The sequence below is a fragment of the Nocardia sp. 2TAF39 genome, assembly GCF_052114905.1.
Classification (GTDB): domain Bacteria; phylum Actinomycetota; class Actinomycetes; order Mycobacteriales; family Mycobacteriaceae; genus Nocardia.
In genome coordinates this window covers 1-18065 of sequence record NZ_JBFRFQ010000012.1, presented here as the reverse complement: position 1 = coordinate 18065, position 18065 = coordinate 1, and the positions used below count along the sequence as shown (strand labels likewise).

The following is an 18065-nucleotide window of genomic DNA, read 5'->3' as shown; positions in this document are numbered from 1 at the left end:
TGATCCAGTCGCGACGTCGTTGCGCCGGTCGCGAAGAGAAACAAGTCCGCGTCCACATCGATGGCCGCTACCGAAGGCTTCTGGACCCAGCTGTAGGGCGGCGCGGCCGATCCGCGACGAGATCCGAACCCTCGTCGAAGAACTTATTGCCGAACCGCTGTCCGTGACCAGCTAGGCATCACCGGAGATTCCGTGCTGGTCACGGTCAGAACAGGGTGTCGCGCATCCGTCGGGGGCCGGTAGCCGGTGGGGCCGAGTTCGGCGTGTGGTCGGTGGGGCGGCCGGACGTCGGCGTCCGCGCAGCTGTACGGAGAGGAGTCCCATGATCACCAAGCATCTGGTCGACGTGCACGTTCTGCTCGTCAGCGGAGGCGACCTGCTGCTGAGCAAGCGCCGCAGCGGAGACGAGTTCGACGGTCTCTGGCACCTCCCTGCGGGCAAGCTGGAGGCGGGCGAATCCGCTACCGCCGCGACTGTCCGCGAAGCGTACGAGGAGGTCGGTGTGGTGATCGACGAGGCCGACCTGCACCATATCCACACCGCTCACGTCGTCGGCTCCGGGCTCGAACCCCGCCTCGGCCTCTTTTTCGAAACCCGCCGCTGGTCCGGTGACCCCGTCAACCGCGAGCCCGGCAAGTCCTACGAACTGCGCTGGTTTCCCCTCACCGCACTCCCCGAATCGACTCTCATCCCCTACTCGAACGCGGGCATCCAAGCCCACCGCACCGGCCGCGCCTACAGCCAACTGGGTTGGCGCCGCTGAGCGGCACATGCGTCAAAAAGTGAGGCCCCTCCACCATGTGTCACTCGTCAGCCCGTCAGGTAGGGGGTCAGGAGGCAGGCGAGTTGGTGGGTGCTGGCGGGGGTGTTGGGGGGAAGGGTGCTGCGGTTGCCTGCGAAGCGGTCGAAGACGGCGCCTTCGATGATGGCGACGAAGTTGGCGGCGTCGGTATCAGGGTCGGTAAATCCATTGGCGTGGAACAGAGCTCGGGCATTTTCGATGGAGAAGAGGCTGCGGGCGAGCTGGGGATGCAGGTCGGGATCGTCCAGCAGATCGATGAGCAGGGCGTGGCGGGCGATGAGGTGGTTGCGACGCTCGGTCAGTAGCCGGTCGAGCCAGGCGGCGATGGCCTCGGCGACCGACCGTGGTTCCAGGGGGCTGGTCGTCACCAGCTGGGCGGCGCCGAAGTCTTCCCGGGAGCGGGTGGTGATCAGGTCGACGATCGCCTCGATGAGCGCGCGTTTCGTGCGGAAGTAGTAGGAGGCCGACCCGGCGGGCAGGTCCAGCGTGGTGTCCAGGGCCCGGTGGGTGAGCGCCCGGATGCCCTTGGTGGCGATCAGGTCGATGGCCGCGTCGACGAGCAGTACGCGCCGGTCGGTTGTGGACATGGTCACCTTTCCTGGCTGCCGCTTCGGGTGCCCTCTACAAATGTAGAGGACGAGGAGGCGTGATGGAACCCGATGCGATCGAATTGGACGCCGACCAAGTGCATGCGGCGGCGCGATTGCGGCAGCTCCTCGACCGACACGGCAAACCGGCCACACGGCATCGCGTCTATTTGCGCGACAAGCCGTTCCGGTATCGCGGCCTCTACCTGCACGGCAGGCCGGGGCGCGGCAAAACCATGTTGATGGACCGGTTTTTCGCCGAGATCGCCTCGAAGCACAAGCAGCGCTATCACTTTCACCAATTCTTCGCCCGGTTGCATGACGCGGTGCGCGAACTCGGCTCGATCGACGCTGCCGTGCACGGGCTGCTGGGCGACACGCGCCTGGTCTGCTTCGACGAGTTCCACGTGCACGACATCGGTGATGCGATGTTGATCGCGCGCCTGTTGGACGCGTTGTTCGCCCGCCGCATCGTGCTGGTGGTGACCTCGAACTACCCTCCGCGGGAGCTGCTGCCCAATCCGCTGTTCCACGACCGTTTCGTACCGACGATCGAGCGCATCCTCGCGCACCTGGACGTGGTGTCGGTTGGTGTCGGTCGACGGCCCGACCGACTACCGCACGCGGGGTAAGCGTAGTTCGCACACCGGATTCGCGGCCGGGCGATACGTCGTTGTGGGCGCCGCGCGGCAGCCGCACTCGAACGGTGAGCGTTTCAGCGGTGTGGGCGATCAACCTGCGGGGCAAGGCGCGAACGAACCATCCGTCCAGATATCCATCGGGCCCCGCCGACTGCACGCCGCTACCGCCGACAGTCGCACTCTCACCATCGATTTCGTCGCATTGTGCGGCGCCCCGACCTCGGCCGCCGATTATGTCGAACTCGCCCAACGTTTTCGGCGCTGGGAAATCCGCAACGTTCCGCTTCTGCGTGAGGTTCCACCGGACTGGGCGATGCGCTTGGTGAACGTGATAGATGTTCTCTACGACTCCGACCGCGAACTCACGGTGTGCGCGTGTGCCGCGCCGAGTGACCTTGTCGAGGGCGTGCGCGAAGTACCGGATATCCCACGTTTGACCAGCCGCCTTTGTGAATTGTCCCAATCGACCCCCGCCTCGGTCGGTCAGCCCCCAGTTCGGCGGTCGACCTGCGACGTCACCGCTACGGCCGCCGATTAGGAGGAGGGCCTGGCGAAGTATTCGATTCCATCCCGAGCGGACCGCTCGGCATGTAACTATGTGGCTGTTCTGTGCAGTAGACAGATTTGGTGGTAACGAGTGGCCCGGGCGCGAGCGCCGATATCGCGCGTGATCGTGCTGATCACGTTGCTTGCGTTTTCCGCTGTCGCGTTGCACGGATACATCCCAGGAGTTGTCGAATCCACCCCACACAAGGCTGGTCCTTCCGCGATATCGGTGGCGCTCATGCCGGTACTGCTCACCGTGTCGATGGTGATCCTGCTGGCCGGGGTGATCGCGAGCCAGCACCGGCTTCCGCTGGCCATACCGGAGCCGGAACGCGAGGACGAGCACCAGCAATGGCGTCTCGGGCGCGTGGGCTCGGCGGTGCTCGGGGCGCTGGCGATGCTCGTGCTGGTGCTCGCCGCCGCGTCCGCGATTTTCTTCATCGGTGTGGACCGTCCGAGCGAGCTCGCGCCGCCCGCCGCGACCACAGGTGCACCTCCGGAACAGGGAACTCCTGCGCCGACCGATTCCGGCGAGCCATCCTCGGAGCTGACCGGCACGGCGCTGCTGCTGGCCGGCATCGCGGCGGCCGGTCTGGTCGGGGTCGCGATGACCGGTCTGGTCGTTGTCGCGGTGGTGTCCCGGCGCAAGCCCGTGCCTGCTTCGGCTCCCGCCGTCCCGGCGGCGCCCACCACCATGGACTCGTTGGCCCGCGCGGCCGAGATGGGCCTGGCCGCGATGAACGTGCCCGGCCAGGACCCGCGGACCGCGATCATCGCTTGCTACGTCGCGATGGAGCGTGGCCTCGCCTTCGACCGGGCTGCCGCGCCGTTGGCCTCGGATACCCCGATGGAGGTGCTGGCCCGCGCGTTCGAGCGGGGTGCGCTGCACGACGCATCGGCCCGGGAGCTGGTAGCGCTGTTCGAGGAGGCCAGGTTCAGCCCGCACGCCATGCTCGAGTGGCAGCGCATGCGGGCCGAACAGTTGTTGCGTATTGTGCTCGCCGATCTCCAAGGGGAGGTGCCGGCATGAACGTCAGGCCCGGAGGCGGCAGCTTGCGTAACCACGTAGGGCCCGGGAATGCCGAAAAGGGCACAGCATGAACGTCAGGCCCGGAGGCGGCAGCTTGCGTAACCACGGAGGGCCCGGGAATGCCGAAGAGGACACAGCATGAACGTCAGGTCCGAAGGCGGCAGCTTGCGTAACCACGTAGGGCCCGGGAATGCCGAAAAGGGCACAGCATGACCAGACTGGCGGCCGTGATCAGTTGCTTGATCGTCGTCGCGGTGGTCGAGGCTGTCGCATTGGAGCGCGCGCGGGATGCGCTGCTGATCGTCGCCGGTATCCCGGTAGCCGTGGCGCTCGGCTGGTTGGTCTGGTCGCTACTCGACCTCTCCGACGCCCGAACCGAGCGCGAGATCGATGAGATGGAGAACGGTCCCGCGGAAATGTTGCGGCGCTGGCATGCCAAGGCGGAGATGCTCGCCGACCGGGCGGACGGCACCCGCGCCGATTGGGACCGGCACCTGCGGCCGCTGCTGGCCAAGGAGTTCGAGCTGTGCAGCGGGCAGCGGGTCGCGAAGAACCGGAGGGCGGTCGAAGCGGCGGGTATCCACCAATTCGGGCCGGAACTGTGGCGATGGGTGGATCCGGCCGATTCGGCATTGCGTGATCAGGCCAATAGGGCACCGGGACGTGCGGCGCTGGACGAGATCCTGAGCCGCCTGCAGAGAATGTGAATAGGTTGAGGCAAGTGCGAGTACACAAATGACGATGCCGATGGAGGCGACCATCCAACGCAGCGAGGCCGTGCTCCGGGAGCTGTCCCGGGTGGTGGTCGGCAAGCAGGACGAGTTGCAGTTGATCATGATCGCGGTGCTGTCCGGCGGGCATGTGCTGATCGAGGATCTGCCCGGTCTCGGCAAGACGCTGATCGCGCGATCGTTCGCCGCCGCGCTCGGGTTGGAGTTCACCCGCGTGCAGTTCACGCCCGATCTACTACCCGCCGACCTGCTCGGATCGACCATCTACGACATGTCGACGGGCCGGTTCACCTTCCGTCGCGGGCCGGTGTTCACCAACGTGCTGCTGGCCGACGAGGTGAACCGCACCCCGCCGAAGACGCAGGCGGCGCTGCTGGAGGCAATGGCGGAGGGACAGGTCAGCATGGACGGCGAGACCTTCCTGCTGCCGCAGCCGTTCGTCGTGCTGGCCACCGACAACCCGATCGAGTACGAGGGCACCTACCCGCTGCCGGAAGCTCAGCTGGACCGGTTCGCCATCCAACTTCGGCTCGGGTACCTGTCCGAGCACGACGAGACGCAGATGATCCGGCGCAGGCTGGAGCGTGGCTCGCAGCAGCCGCAGGTGGGTCAGGTCGTCGACGCGAACGGGTTGCTGGAGATGCGGCAATCGGTGGAGTACGTGACCGTGCACCCCGATGTGGTCAGTTACGTCGTCGCATTGGCCGCGGCCACTCGTGGACATCCGCAGGTCGAGGTCGGCGCGAGCCCACGTGCCGAGCTCGATTTGGTGCAGATGTCCAGAGCGCGTGCCCTGCTGCTCGGCCGCGATTACGTGATCCCCGAAGACGTGAAGGCGCTGGCCATTCCGGCTATGGCACACCGGATCACGCTGCGGCCGGAGATGTGGGTGCGCCGCATCCGTGGCGAGGATGTGATCACCGAACTGCTGCGCCGTCTGCCGGTCCCGCGCGCCACCGGGACATGAGACATCGCGACGCCGGCACCGCGGTCGACGCCGAATTGCGGTGGCGGCCCGCACCGCTGGTCTTCATGCTCGCGGTGTGTGCCGCGGCGGCCCTGGTGCTGGCGGTGGTGCTCGGCAGATGGACCCTGATCGTGTTCGCCGCGCCGCTGCTCGGGGTGCTCGCCACCGCGCCGTGGCAGCAGTCCTCGACCAGAATCCAGGTCGACGGCGGAGACACGCTGCGCTGCTTCGAGGCCGAGGAAGTGGTGCTCACCATTGCCGCCTTCGTCGAGAAGGGGCACGCGCTGCTCCGCCTGAAGCCGGAGAGCGTGGCGGGGCTCGGCATCGACGTCGAGGAGGCCGGCGATTCCGGCGTCGCGCCCGCCGGGTTGCGGCTGGCCCTCTCCGCTGATCGGTGGGGGCGCTACCCCATTTCGGTGCGAGTGTCCGCGCTCAGCCCGGCCGGGCTCGCGATCGCCACCGAGGTGCTGCCCGTGGGCCAGCTGTTCGTCTACCCGGTCACCGATCCACAGCGAATGCGCTTGCCGCGCATCGAACTTCCGGAGCGGCTCGGCACTCATCTGACCCGCAGGCACGGCCCCGGCGTCGAGTACGCGGACATCCGCGCCTACGCGCCCGGAGACCAGCTGCGCATCGTGAACTGGCCGGTGAGCGCGCGGCGCGGGCGGCTCTACGTCACCGAGCGGCTGACCAACCGCTCTGCGGATGTCGTTGTGCTGGTGGATACTTCGCAGCAGGCACCGGGTCCGGCCACCGACTCGCTGGAGCTGTCGGTGCGCGGCGCGGCGCAGGTGGTGCAATCCACCCTGCAGGCGGGCGACCGGACCGCGGTGGTGTGCCTCGGGGACGCGCCGCGCTGGCTGCGACCGGATATCGGACGCCGCCAGTTCTACCGCATCGTCGACACGGTGCTCGGCGTCGGCGACGAGCACATCGAAACTACCGGCACCCTCGCGCCGCACGCGGCTGTGCCGCTCGGTGCCATCGTGATCGCGTTCTCCACGCTGCTGGACACCCAATTCGCGCTCGCCCTGATCGACCTGCGCAAACGCGGGCACGTGGTCGTCGTCGTGGACGTCCTGCGCGGTACGCCGTTCCGCGACGGCCTCGACCCGACTTTGGCCAGGATGTGGCAGCTCGAGCGCGCCTCGATGTATCGGGACATGGGTACCGTCGGCGTCGATATCGTGGCCTGGCCGGAAGACACGCGACTGGACCAGATCATGCGGGTGCTCCCCGAGCATCGCAGGACCGTGCGGGTGCGCCGATGACAAAATTCCTGGCCGTCCTGTCCGGTGTGCTGCTGGTGGCGTCGGTGGCGCTGGCGGAGCCGTGGATGGGCATCCCCGCCCTGGTGCTCGTCGCGCTCGGCTGGTGGTTCCGGCCGCTGGCGGTCTGCGCCGTGCTGCTCGCCGTCGCCGCGCTCGCGGTCGCCGACTCGGGTGTCCTCGCCGCCGCCGCAACCGGATTGGTGGCAACCACCTACGTGTTGAACGCCGCGACGGTGACCGCGCCGCGCGGCGTGGTGCCCACCACGATCCCGTCCGTGGTCGGCGCGCTCGGCTTCGCGGCAGCCGCGGTCGGCGCCGCGCTCGTTCCGCTGCGGCTCGCTTGGGCGCCGTTGGCGGCGCCGGTACTCGTGGTGGTGCTGTACGCATTGGTAATCCAAGGCGTCGCGGTGCGTCGAGCACGGCGCGGTCCGGAACCGCAGCCGTCCACCGGCGCTTGATGGGGCCCGATCCGAATGCCATCGGGTCCGGCGGACGTCCGACCGGCGCAGCGTGCACCGGCAAGCCCGCCGCGAACACCTCCGTGAAGGAGGACGGCCAGGTGGGAATTACACGGTGGCGTGCGAAGGCTCGACAGCGAATCAGGCGATATCGGCCCCACGCACAGCTGGATTCACGCCTTCGTTGCGGAAACAGGTCTTTCGATCTCGCTCATCAGCATTCGCAACGTCAGCGAATGTTTCTCCGGCGGAAGTGCGTTCAACGCAGCCCGTGCCATCTTGACACCTTCCGCCTGGTCACCTGCACGCGCGAGCATCAATCCCTGATGCATATCCAGATGCGTCCGGAACCGCGGCAGCGAGTCCGGCAGATCCGCCCGAGCCGCCTCCTGTGCCGCCGACGCGGTCCGCTCGTCACCCAAACGAGCCGCCAGAAGAGATAGGAAGACGTTGACCCTCCACCACGGCACCGCGTAGTCACTCGACTGGTCCTCGGACCCTGACCGATCGAACTCCCGGCGGCCCACGGCGATCAGGCCCTCCGCCGTTTCTTTGTCGCCCAGGATTGTGGCCGCGTGCGCCTTCCCCCACAGCGCGTTGAGCCGACCCAAACCAGGCCGGTCACTGATCGCCAACGCCTCATCAGCGAAACGGTGCGCCACGGGCAGTGCCGCGCCCTCGTAGCCCAACGCGATCGCCGCCCGCCCACGCACCCACACCCGGATATCGGTGTCCTCGGATCGGTCGGCCGCTTCGGCCGCCATCGAGTACCAGTTGATCGCCTTACGGCCGTCGAGGCCCGGAAAAGTCTTGGCGTACAGGGTCATCAGGCGCGCGGCGATCGACCACATCCGCGGTGTATCCAACTGCTGTTGCAGCACCACCATGTCGGCTGCCAGCCGACGCTGAATCTCCGCGGCGCCAGCGCTCATGTAATCGCGGCCATAGGTGACAAGCCGGTCTTCCCACTCCTCGATATCGGGCTGAGCCGCGCTGAGCCGCGCGGAGAATCCTTGGGCAAGGAGGTCGGACGCTACGACAGGCGCGACGGACGTCGCGGCTAGGTGGCTCAGGAATTCGCGCCGGTTCACATTTGCCTCCAACAACTCAGAGGGACAATCGAGTACCGCCGCTAGATGACGCAGCCAAAACGCTGATGGTTCGGTGGCGTTGGATTCCCAACGCCGGGAGATGTATTCGCGGTTGATATTGGCACCAGATGCTTTGCATAGTTCATCGGCCAGTCTTCCCTGCGACCAGCCCTTAGCCAAGCGACGTTGGCGGATCAGGGCGCCGGTCCCGCTGCTCATACTTCGATCATCCCCCGGAATATGAGTTTCCCGCGAGGTGGGCAGTAACTGAACACATCGGTAGTCGGTGGTCCGGTGGGCTTGTCGACGTTCGGCGGGAGGTGTCGGTCGTCAGGCCGGCAGGAAGCGCAGCGTGACGTCGCCGAGGACCGGTGCGTCATCGCGTTCGACAACGGTAGCCGCGATGGTCAGCTCGTCGTTCTTCCGCCAGATCCGGGTCCGGATCGTCTCGCCGGGAAACAGCACGCCCGCGAACCGGGCGCGGAAGCCGGCGACCCGGCTGGCCTCGGCGCCGAGCACAGTGTCCGTCGCGGTCTTGCAGACGATGCCGTAGGTGCACAGCCCGTGCAGGATAGGCGCGGGAAAGCCTGCCGCGCGGGCGAATTCCGGGTCGGAGTGCAGCGGGTTGCGGTCGCCACACATCCGATACAGCAGCGCCTGCTGCGGCAGCGTCGGCGTCGTCACGTCGAAATCCGGTGCGCGGTCCGGTAGTTCGGACTTGGTGCTCGGGCCGCGCTCGCCGCCGAAGCCGCCCTCGCCCTTGGCGAAGATCGAGGAGCGCGCGGTCCACAGCGGCGCGCCGTCGGAGCCGGTGATGGTGTGCTCCTGCACGACCACCGCGGCCGAGCCCTTGTCCCAGATCTCCGCGATCCGGCCGGTGCTGGTCGCCTTGCCCACCGCCGGGATCGGCCGGTGAACTTCGACCTCCTGGTGGCCGTGCACGACTTTCGCCAGATCGATATCGATGCCGGGAAAGCTCACCTTCGGCGGTTCGGTCTCGTGCAGCGTCTGGGCGACAGTCGCAAAGGTCGGCAGCACCTGGGGTTCCCGATCGTCCAGGTAGCGCAGCTCGGCGGTGTCGGCCCAGCGTGCGCCCGCTCCGAGACCGAGCTGGTAGAGCTGGATATCCGACTGCGTCCAGGCGAACTCCCGGCTCGGCAGTGTCGCGCCGAGCGCGATCTTCGGGTCGATGGGCATCGGTACTCCTCGTTCATGATTGTGGACGGGTCGGAACGGTGTCGGATTTCGAGGTCGCAGCGGACGTCGGGGTCGCCGACCCGCCATCCGCAGGTTGATCCCGCGTGCGGCACAGGCACTCGGCAATGCCGCGTCCAGGCCGTGGGATAAATCGATCGCGGGGACGGGCCCGTAACATGTCCTGGACAGTCACCCAGGGCACCGGTGTCGATGGAGCCTGCGCCCGTGCCGTCACATCATGCCTCCGCTGACGCGGTCGCGGGCTGTTCCTTCCTGCGCTTCACGATGTCGAGCACGGCCAGATAGCCGAAGGTGAGTGCGGGGCCGATGGTGGCGCCAGGACCGGCGTAGGTGTGGCCCATCACCGGGGCGCTGACATTGCCGGAGGCGTAGAGGCCCTCGATGACGGTCCCGTCCTCCCGCAGCACCCGGCCCGCGGTGTCGGTGACCAGGCCGCCCTTGGTGCCGAGGTCGCCGGGCACCATCTTCGCCGCGTAGAACGGTCCCTCCACCAGCGCAGCCAGGCACGGGTTCGGCTTCACGGTGGGGTCGCCGTAGTACCTGTCGTAGGCGCTGTCGCCGCGGTGGTAGTCCTGGTCCACACCCGTGGCCGCGAAGGCGTTGAACCGTTCGATGGTCGCGGAGAGGTTCTGTTCGGGCACCCCGATCGCGGTAGCGAGTTCGGCGAGGTCCGGTGCCTGCACGATGAGGTCGTTTTCCATCCAGCGGGACGGAAAACGCTGACCAGGCTGCAGGCCCGCGAAGATGTAGCGGTTGCGGTAGCGCTGGTCGAACACCAGCCAGGCGGGCACGTTCTCGCCGGGACCGTCACCCTGCCCGTGCTCGCCGCCATACATGGTGTGCACCGCCTCGACGTAAGGAGCGGACTCATTTCCGAATCGCTTACCGTCGGCGTTGACGATGACGCAGCCGGGCAGATTGCGCTCCGCCAGGCAGAACCAGGGCTTTCCGCCCTTGAAGATCGTCGGCCCCCACCAGGCGTCGGCCATGATGTCGACGGCCGCGCCGAGCTCGAGACCGGCGCGGATGCCGTCGCCGGTGTTGGCGGGCGCGCCGGTGGTCCATTCGGTGGTGATCGGCTCGCGCTGGTATTTCCGCCGCATCTCGTCGTTGTGCTCGAAGCCGCCGCTGGCCAGCACCACGCCGTGGCGGGCGGTGAAGCGGACGGTCCGGCCCTCGTGCTCGGCCTCGACGCCGGTGACCCGGTCGTTCTCGATGATCAGCCCGGTCAGCGGGGTGTTCAGCAGCAGTGGCACGTCCGCGTCCAGCAGTCCTTTGCGGAGGGCGGCGGCCAGCGCCTGCCCCATGCCGAGCAGATGCTTGCCGGTGAGCCGCGCCCAGGTGGTGCGGGCGCCCACCCGCATGGCGCGCAGCATGCCGCGCGGATGCCGCCGGATGAGGTTGAGCTGCTTGAAGTCGGCCTGGGTGACCACGACGTTCAGCGGGGCCTTGCTGTAGGGCGGCTCCAGATTGAAGCGCTCTGCGCCGAGGATCTTGGCGTTGAACGGTTTGGGTTCGCACGAGCGTCCTTCGGCGCGGCCGCCCGGGGCCTCGGGGTAATAGTCGGAGTAGCCGGGCACCCAGCGCATCCGCAGCGGCGTGTTGTCGAGCACGAAGTCGAAGGCCTCGGCGCCGCGGTCGATGTAGGTGTCGATCCGATCCTTGGGCACGACGTCACCGATGATGCTGTGCAGGTAGGTCCGCGCGTCTTCACGGTCGTCGGGCCGACCGGACGCGCGCAGCGCCTTGTTTCCCGGGATCCATACGCCACCACCGGAGCGCGCGGTCGACCCGCCGTAGTGCGCGGCCTTTTCGATGAGCACCACGCTCAGCCCGTGGTGGGCGGCGGTGAGGGCGGCGGTCATTCCGGCGGCGCCGCTGCCGACCACCACCACATCGTATTCCCGATCAGTCATGTAGAACACGTTATAGAATGGACGCGCCATTGGTCTATGTTGTGTGGCAGAAGACTTGCTCGGCGTTCAGTTTGTCGAGGAAACTTGTTTCAGTTTCGGACCGGAGTGAAGTACATGGACCTCGAATGGGACCTGGCAACCGATGTTGTCGTGGTCGGATACGGCGCCGCGGGTGCGGCCGCCGCGCTGGAAGCCACCGCGGCGGGCGCGCAGGTGCTTGTGCTGGAGCGGTTCGCCGGGGGCGGCGCGTCAGCGCTGTCCGGCGGAATCATCTACGCGGGTGGCGGCACCTCGGTGCAGCGGGAGGCCGGGGTAGAGGACACCCCCGAGTCGATGTACGCCTACCTGGAGCGCGAGGTCGGCGATGCGGTCACGTCCGAGACCTTGCGTCGGTTCGTCGACGAGAGCCCCGCGCTGATCGAGTGGCTGAAGGGCCACGGCGTGCCGTTCGAGGCGTCGCTGTGCCCGTACAAAACCTCCTATCCGAACGATCGCTACTACCTGTACTACTCCGGCAGTGAGATCTCCGGCGCGTTCCGGGACATCCCGGCCGCGCAGCGCGGACATCGAGTGAAGGGTAGGGGCACCTCGGGCAAGAAGCTCACCGGCCCGCTCGCCGCCTCCGCTTCCCGGCTCGGTGTTCGGGTAGAAACCCTCACGCGGGCAACGCAATTGCTCACCAACGACGTGGGCTCGGTGATCGGCGTCGAGTGCCACACGCTGCGCGATGCGCCCGGCCGGATCCGCGACCGCTACACCCGCATGGCGTCCATCGCGGCCAAGCCGGGCATCTACTATCCACCGCTGCGGCGGGCGCTGGAGAAACGGCTAGCGGGCATGGAACGCCGATACGGCACGACGATTCGAGTCCTGGCACGCAGGGGTGTGGTGGTCAGCGCGGGCGGGTTCATCGCCAACCGCGACATGGTGCGGCAGTACGCGCCGCGATATCGGGGTGGTCTCGCGCTCGGCACCACCGGTGACGACGGCAGCGGCATCCTGATGGCGCAGCGCGTCGGCGCGGCAGTCGACCGGATGGACAACGTGTCGGCGTGGCGTTTCCTTCTGCCGCCCAGCGCCTTCACCGGCGCGGTGCTGGTGGACGCGGACGGCCGCCGGGTGATCGACGAGACCCGTTACGGCGCCGCGGTGGGCCACGCGCTGATCACTGAGCACGGCGGCAAAGGCTGGCTGCTCGCCGACGACGCCCTGATGCGCACCGCGATCGGCCAGATCGGCAAACAAGGCGCCTGGTTCCAGCGCGGACAGTTCGAGGCCATGCGGCGCACCGCGATTCGCGGCGCCACCCTGGAAGAGGTTGCGGCGAAAGCCGGGATCGGTGCCGCCGGTCTGCGCGCCACAGCCGAGGCCAACAACGCCGCGATCGACACCGGCGCACCCGATCCGGTCGGCAAGCCGGCCGAGTTCACGAAACCCGTCCGCATCGGCCCGTTCTGGCTGTTGGATGTGGGTATAAAACCGAGCCTGACGAACCCGTGTCCGATGCTCACCCTCGGCGGCGTCGTCGTGGACGAGCGCACCGGCGCGGTGAAGTCCACAGAGGGAAACGATATTCCCGGCCTCTTCGCGGCCGGCCGGACCGCGATCGGCATCTGCTCGAAGTCCTACGTCAGCGGTCTTTCGCTGTCCGATTGCATTTTCTCCGGGCGCCGGGCCGGGCGATCCGCGGCGGGCGAGCAGGTCCCGGCGCTCGATCAAGCAACAGTGGAAGGAAACTAGCGTGCTGTCCGACGCGGTACGAACCGAACTTGCCGACGAACTCGAGCGCGCCGAGCGCGACCGGGTCGCGATCGATCCGCTGGTCGCCAGGTACGCCGGCATCGACGTGGTCGATGCCTACCGGATCCAGCTGATCAATATCCGGCGCAGGCTCGACAGCGGCGCCCGGGTGGTCGGCCACAAGGTGGGCCTGTCGTCGAAGGCCATGCAGCAGATGATGGGCGTCGACGAACCCGACTACGGGCATCTGCTCGCGGAAATGGAAGTCTACGAGGACGTTCCGGTCGCGGCGGGCCGCTATCTTTTTCCGCGCGTCGAGGTGGAAGTCGGGTTCGTGCTCGGCGCCGACCTACCTGGCGTGGACTGCACCGAGGAGGACGTGCTCGCCGCCACGGTCGCCTTCGCGCCGGCGATCGAACTGATCGACTCGCGGATCAAGGACTGGAACATCGGCCTGGCCGACACCATCTCCGACAACGCATCCTCCGCCGGTTTCGTGCTCGGCGCGCAGCGCGTCGCGCCGAAGGACATCGACATCAAGGCGATCGACGCGGTGCTCACCCGCAACGGCGAGGTCGTCGCCGAGGGCCGCAGCGACGCGGTGCTCGGCGACCCGGTGATCGCGGTGGCCTGGCTGGCACGCAAGGTCGCGAGCTTCGGGGTGCGGCTGAAGGCGGGCGACATCGTGCTGCCCGGCTCGTGCACCCGTGCCATCGACGCCCGCCCGGGCGACGCATTCCACGCCGAGTTCGCCGGACTCGGTTCCGTCCGTCTGCAATTCACCTAGGAGGCCTGTCGTGTCCGTGAAGGGGACCGTCACCGCCGCGATCGTCGGGTCCGGCAACATCAGTACCGATCTGCTCTACAAGCTGCTGCGTTCGGAGAAGGTCGAGCCGCGCTGGATGATCGGCATCGACCCGGACAGTGAGGGTTTGAAGCGGGCCCGCGGCCTCGGGCTGGAAACCTCGCACGAAGGCGTCGATCGGCTGCTCGGGCAGTCCGAGCTGCCGGACATGATCTTCGAGGCGACCTCGGCGTACGTGCACCGTGCCGCGGCGCCGCGCTACGCCGAGGCGGGCATCCGCGCGGTGGATCTCACGCCCGCCGCCGTGGGTCCCGCCGTGGTGCCGCCGGTCAACCTGGGCGCGAATCTCGACGCGCCGAACGTCAACATGATCACCTGCGGCGGCCAGGCGACCATCCCGATCGTCGCCGCGGTGTCCCGGGTGGTATCGGTGCCATACGCGGAGATCGTCGCGTCGGTGTCGTCGGTCTCGGCCGGCCCCGGCACCCGCGCCAATATCGACGAGTTCACGAAGACCACCAGCCGCGGCGTGGAAACCATCGGCGGCGCGCAGCGGGGCAAGGCGATCATCATCCTGAACCCCGCCGAGCCGCCGATGATCATGCGCGACACCATCTTCTGCGCCATCCCCGAAGACGCCGATACCGACGTCGTGGCCGACTCCATCCACCGGATGGTCGCCGACATCCAGCAGTACGTCCCAGGCTATCGGCTGCTCAACGAACCACAGTTCGACCAGCCGTCGGTGGTGTCCGGTGGCATGGCGAAGGTCTCGGTGTTCGTCGAGGTCGAGGGCGCAGGCGACTTCCTTCCGCCGTACGCGGGCAACCTCGACATCATGACCGCCGCCGCGACCCAGGTGGGCGAGGTCATCGCCGACCAGATCGTCTCGGCCCGGGTGTAAGGAGCGAAAAATGGCCTATTCAGCAGAACTAGACATCCGCGTCACCGACACCTCGCTGCGCGACGGGTCGCACCACAAGCGCCACCAGTTCACCGCCACGGAGGTGCACGACATCGTCGCGGCACTGGATGGCGCGGGCGTTCCGGTGATCGAGGTGACCCACGGCGACGGCCTGGGCGGCTCGTCGTTCAACTACGGCTTCTCCAAGACGCCTGAGCAGGAACTGATCACCATCGCCGCCGAGACGGCAGAGCGGGCCAAGATCGCCGTGCTGATGCTGCCTGGTGTCGGCGTCAAGGAAGACATCAAGGTCGCGCAGGACAACGGCGCCTCCATCTGCCGCGTCGCCACCCACTGCACCGAGGCCGACGTGTCCATTCAGCACTTCGGGCTTGCGCGCGAACTCGGTCTGGAGACCGTCGGATTCCTGATGATGTCGCATACCCAGCCTCCCGAGGTGCTGGCCAAGCAGACGCGCTCGGCAACGACGCCCAGGTCGGCTTCCACGGCCACGAGAACCTCGACCTCGCGGTCGCCAACTCGGTCTATGCGATTCGCGCGGGCGCCACCCAAATCGACGGCAGCGCCCGCCGTTTCGGCGCGGGCGCGGGCAATACGCCGGTGGAGGCCCTGGTCGGTGTCTGCGACAAACTCGGCATCGAGACCGGCATCGACTTCTTCGCCATCGCCGACGCCGCCGAAGACGTGGTCCGTCCCGCTATGCCGCAGGAATGCCTGCTCGACCGCCAGGCCCTGATGATGGGCTACGCGGGCGTGTACTCCAGCTTCCTCAAGCATGCCGAACGCCAGGCCGAACGCTACGGCGTCTCCGCCGCCGAAATGCTTGTGCGCGCGGGCAAACGCAAACTCGTCGGCGGCCAGGAAGACCAACTCATCGACATCGCCCTGGAACTCCAGCGGGAAGGCGCGGCCGCGTCGGTGGGCTGATCGCATCGCGAATGTAGTATATCTCCGGTGATATCATGTATTCAATTCAAGATATCACCGGAGGTGCGCCCTGACTCGGACAGTGATCGACCTCGATGACCAACTGGTTGCCGATGTGTCCAAGGCGCTCGGCACCGGAACGAAAAAGGAAACGGTGAACGCAGCCCTTCGTGAGGTGCTGGAGACTCGTCGTCGGGCGCTGGCTCTCACCCGTCTTCAGGATGCTGTCGCCGATGGCGCATTCGACCTGGATGTCCTCGAGGACAAGCGGAAATATCGTCGGTGAGCGCGGCTCAGTTCCTCATCGACACGAGCGCTTTGGTCCCGCTGGTCAGGCGGGATAACGAGGCCCTCGCGTGGCAGCGCGCCGCCGCTGCCGGACTTATTGCGATCTGCCCGATAACCGAACTCGAGTTCTTCTACAGTGCACGCTCCTTAGCTGACCGTCAGCGAGCGATCGAGGATATGCGGTCGCTGTTCGGCGGGGAGCCGGTCGATGATCGCGCGTATGACCGGGCCTGGGAGGTGCAGGGAGAGCTGACGAAGCGAGGGCGACATCGCAGCGCGGGCCCGGTCGATCCGGTCGTGGCCGCCACCGCCGAGCTCCGTGGGCTGACGTTGCTGCATCGGGATCACGACTTCGACTGCATCGCCGCCGTGACCGGCCAACCGCATCAGTGGCTTGGCTCGAGCTAGTGGTCGCTGCGCAGCGCCCACCCTCGATACATCGCCTTACCAGGCGACTGCACTCGGTGCACAGCTTCGTTGACGTCAACGGGCCATGGTCGACCAGCGCGACATCCATCCCCACGACACGGGCGGCATCCGCCTCAGCGGCGAAATGCTCATCGACTCGGTGGGGCGAAGTACGTCAGCAGATACCATCATGCGGTAGGACGGGTTGTTACCAGGGACGGCAGCGGCCGTCCCAGTGGCCCCACCCGTCGTGTTCGTCGTCGTGCCACGCTCCGTGCCGGTCACAGTGCCAGTCGTTGCGGAAGGGATCGGCCGGGTCGTGCCACCCCGGACGATTCCAGCCGCCCCAGTCGCGATCCTGATGGGTTGGGAACTGTGCGCCCGGCACTGCGGCGGTGGCCGATCCGGCGAGCGGCCCGACGAATGCGGCACCTGCGGCGGCGACTACCGCCAACGTGCTGGCGAGTTTCATTTTCATGGCAGGAGCCTTTCGGAGGACGAGATATGTGCTGTGACAGGACCATTCCAGAACATCGGTGGCGCGATGACAATGGAGTCCAGGGGATTCTCAGCACACTCCCACCTGCGTTCTCAGCACATTCCCACCCGGGGAACAGAACCGCCCAAATCCGACACTAGCGCGTTCGAGCAGGGGCTTTGCCTCCAAAATGCCCATCACCCCCCCGGATGGGACCTACGGGCCGGCGACGATGATCGGGATTATCCCCATGTGGGCGCGGTCGACACGTTTGCTGTAAATCTGCCTGGAGTCCCTAGACGATTGATTTCAAGGGGTCGGTGATCGTATGGTGGGCTGTCCGATCCGGTCGTTGTGCCAGATCGCGGTGGTCAGCGCGAGAATGCGCTACAGGCCTCGGACCATCACTCCGCCCAAGTGCACACGGCGCAGATGGAGTGCGGGTTTGGAACTGTGACGGGTTGGTCGAAGGTGCTGATGCTCGTAATCAGGATGCCACTTGGCGCGGTCAATTGGAGCGTGTCACAGGGGCGGAACGGAGTCTGTAATGCAAACCAGTTTGCTGCTCGGCAAACTCAACCAGATCTTGGGTCCACCCGTGCGGCAGGACGAAGCCGGCAAGGTGGCACAGATCGGTCGGGAATGGGGAGTCCGTCTTCCCCCAGACTTCGTTGAGGTGGCGGGAGCATATGGGCACACCATGATCGGAGAGTTCATCTTCCTTGCTGGAGCGTCGAGCATCAGTTCCTACGCCGAAGAGATGGGAAAGCACATGGATGAGAACCCGACCGTCCCCTGCACGGTATTGCCGACCCCAGGTGGTGCACTCCTGTGGGGCAACACGATCGAAGGCGATCAGCTTTTCTTGCGGCACCAAGATGATGAACGCTGGACGGTATCGGCCTTCCGCCGAAACGATCACGACTGGCTCGATACTGATCACGAGTTCGGTGAATGGTTCGTCGGCGTGCTGTCGGGCGAGTTGGAGACAACTTGGATGCCTGAATGGCCGCCGTTCCCTTTGGATGTGGAGACCTGAGGTTCACGCCCAGCTCCGTGCGTGGCGATTTCAGCCGCCGCTACCTAGTGTGTCGGTCCCGAAATTGCAGCTCTAATTATCTATGGTGTTGGGGTGGCGGGTTTCGGGCGTAGTGATGTCGAGTTCGTACTGGCCGGTGACGAGCGGGACCAGCTTGTCGCATGGTCGCGGGCGGAGTCGTCGCGGTTGGCGTGGCG

General features: G+C 66.8%; 19 protein-coding genes and 1 pseudogene. 15 read left to right on the top strand and 5 right to left on the bottom strand.

Annotated elements, in window-relative coordinates; genetic code table 11:
- Positions 1 to 322 precede the first annotated feature (322 nt).
- The gene (locus tag AB4Z47_RS09580) at positions 323 to 763 is read left to right on the top strand and encodes an NUDIX hydrolase (RefSeq protein WP_441949626.1); all 441 of its coding nucleotides are present in this window, start codon (positions 323 to 325) and stop codon (positions 761 to 763) included.
- A 47-nt stretch (positions 764 to 810) separates the two neighbouring features.
- Here AB4Z47_RS09580 and AB4Z47_RS09575 read toward each other — a convergent pair whose 3' ends face one another.
- The gene (locus AB4Z47_RS09575) at positions 811 to 1389 is read right to left on the bottom strand and encodes a TetR/AcrR family transcriptional regulator (RefSeq protein WP_441949624.1); all 579 of its coding nucleotides are present in this window, start codon (positions 1387 to 1389) and stop codon (positions 811 to 813) included.
- Between the two features lie 62 nt (positions 1390 to 1451).
- Between AB4Z47_RS09575 and zapE (AB4Z47_RS09570) the strand changes: the two genes are divergently transcribed.
- The 7 genes from zapE (AB4Z47_RS09570) (at position 1452) to AB4Z47_RS09540 (ending at position 7033) form a co-directional block, all read left to right on the top strand.
- Complete coding sequence (zapE, locus tag AB4Z47_RS09570) at positions 1452 to 2021, top strand: cell division protein ZapE (RefSeq protein ID WP_441949623.1); 570 nt, start codon at positions 1452 to 1454, stop codon at positions 2019 to 2021.
- Positions 1981 to 2568, top strand: coding sequence for an AFG1/ZapE family ATPase (zapE, locus tag AB4Z47_RS09565; protein WP_441949622.1), 588 nt, complete (start codon positions 1981 to 1983; stop codon positions 2566 to 2568). The genes zapE (AB4Z47_RS09570) and zapE (AB4Z47_RS09565) overlap by 41 nt, the downstream gene beginning before the upstream one ends.
- 129 nt (positions 2569 to 2697) lie before the next feature.
- The gene (locus AB4Z47_RS09560) at positions 2698 to 3606 is read left to right on the top strand and encodes a DUF4129 domain-containing protein (protein ID WP_441949620.1); all 909 of its coding nucleotides are present in this window, start codon (positions 2698 to 2700) and stop codon (positions 3604 to 3606) included.
- Between the two features lie 209 nt (positions 3607 to 3815).
- Entirely contained in the window at positions 3816 to 4313 is a 498-nt protein-coding gene (locus AB4Z47_RS09555; RefSeq protein WP_441949619.1) for a hypothetical protein, read from the top strand.
- Positions 4314 to 4341: 28 nt separating this feature from the next.
- Entirely contained in the window at positions 4342 to 5304 is a 963-nt protein-coding gene (locus tag AB4Z47_RS09550) for an AAA family ATPase (RefSeq protein ID WP_441949617.1), read from the top strand.
- A complete protein-coding gene (locus tag AB4Z47_RS09545; RefSeq protein WP_441949615.1) occupies positions 5301 to 6575 on the top strand; it encodes a DUF58 domain-containing protein in 1275 nt (424 codons plus the stop codon). The genes AB4Z47_RS09550 and AB4Z47_RS09545 overlap by 4 nt, the downstream gene beginning before the upstream one ends.
- The gene (locus AB4Z47_RS09540; RefSeq protein WP_441949614.1) at positions 6572 to 7033 is read left to right on the top strand and encodes a hypothetical protein; all 462 of its coding nucleotides are present in this window, start codon (positions 6572 to 6574) and stop codon (positions 7031 to 7033) included. The genes AB4Z47_RS09545 and AB4Z47_RS09540 overlap by 4 nt, the downstream gene beginning before the upstream one ends.
- A 173-nt stretch (positions 7034 to 7206) precedes the next feature.
- On the opposite strand, the gene AB4Z47_RS09535 is transcribed toward AB4Z47_RS09540, so the two are convergent.
- From AB4Z47_RS09535 to kstD, 3 genes are all read right to left on the bottom strand, one after another.
- Positions 7207 to 8343: a helix-turn-helix domain-containing protein gene (locus AB4Z47_RS09535; protein WP_441949613.1), complete on the bottom strand. Its 1137-nt coding sequence runs from the start codon at positions 8341 to 8343 to the stop codon at positions 7207 to 7209.
- Between the two features lie 111 nt (positions 8344 to 8454).
- Positions 8455 to 9321 carry a MaoC/PaaZ C-terminal domain-containing protein gene (locus AB4Z47_RS09530; protein WP_441949612.1) on the bottom strand — a complete coding sequence of 289 codons (867 nt, stop codon included), beginning with the start codon at positions 9319 to 9321 and terminating at the stop codon, positions 8455 to 8457.
- Positions 9322 to 9557: 236 nt separating this feature from the next.
- Positions 9558 to 11258, bottom strand: a complete 1701-nt coding sequence (kstD, locus tag AB4Z47_RS09525) for a 3-oxosteroid 1-dehydrogenase (protein WP_441949610.1) — start codon at positions 11256 to 11258, stop codon at positions 9558 to 9560.
- A 114-nt stretch (positions 11259 to 11372) separates the two neighbouring features.
- On the opposite strand from kstD, the gene AB4Z47_RS09520 reads away from it, so the two are divergent.
- The 6 genes and pseudogenes from AB4Z47_RS09520 (at position 11373) to AB4Z47_RS09495 (ending at position 16351) form a co-directional block, all read left to right on the top strand.
- Positions 11373 to 12998, top strand: coding sequence for an FAD-binding protein (locus AB4Z47_RS09520; protein WP_441949609.1), 1626 nt, complete (start codon positions 11373 to 11375; stop codon positions 12996 to 12998).
- Position 12999: 1 nt separating this feature from the next.
- Positions 13000 to 13785: a 2-keto-4-pentenoate hydratase gene (locus AB4Z47_RS09515; RefSeq protein WP_441949608.1), complete on the top strand. Its 786-nt coding sequence runs from the start codon at positions 13000 to 13002 to the stop codon at positions 13783 to 13785.
- A gap of 16 nt (positions 13786 to 13801) precedes the next feature.
- The gene (locus AB4Z47_RS09510; protein WP_441949754.1) at positions 13802 to 14707 is read left to right on the top strand and encodes an acetaldehyde dehydrogenase (acetylating); all 906 of its coding nucleotides are present in this window, start codon (positions 13802 to 13804) and stop codon (positions 14705 to 14707) included.
- Positions 14708 to 14717: 10 nt separating this feature from the next.
- Positions 14718 to 15655, top strand: a pseudogene (locus AB4Z47_RS09505) (4-hydroxy-2-oxovalerate aldolase).
- A gap of 82 nt (positions 15656 to 15737) precedes the next feature.
- On the top strand, positions 15738 to 15941 hold the full coding sequence (locus tag AB4Z47_RS09500) for a type II toxin-antitoxin system VapB family antitoxin (RefSeq protein ID WP_441949607.1): 204 nt from the start codon (positions 15738 to 15740) through the stop codon (positions 15939 to 15941).
- Positions 15938 to 16351: a PIN domain nuclease gene (locus AB4Z47_RS09495; RefSeq protein ID WP_441949605.1), complete on the top strand. Its 414-nt coding sequence runs from the start codon at positions 15938 to 15940 to the stop codon at positions 16349 to 16351. The genes AB4Z47_RS09500 and AB4Z47_RS09495 overlap by 4 nt, the downstream gene beginning before the upstream one ends.
- Positions 16352 to 16559: 208 nt before the next feature.
- Here AB4Z47_RS09495 and AB4Z47_RS09490 read toward each other — a convergent pair whose 3' ends face one another.
- Positions 16560 to 16829, bottom strand: coding sequence for a hypothetical protein (locus AB4Z47_RS09490; protein WP_441949604.1), 270 nt, complete (start codon positions 16827 to 16829; stop codon positions 16560 to 16562).
- A 547-nt stretch (positions 16830 to 17376) separates the two neighbouring features.
- Here AB4Z47_RS09490 and AB4Z47_RS09485 point away from each other — a divergent pair.
- Positions 17377 to 17868, top strand: a complete 492-nt coding sequence (locus tag AB4Z47_RS09485) for a hypothetical protein (protein WP_441949603.1) — start codon at positions 17377 to 17379, stop codon at positions 17866 to 17868.
- The last annotated feature ends 197 nt before the right edge of the window (positions 17869 to 18065 follow it).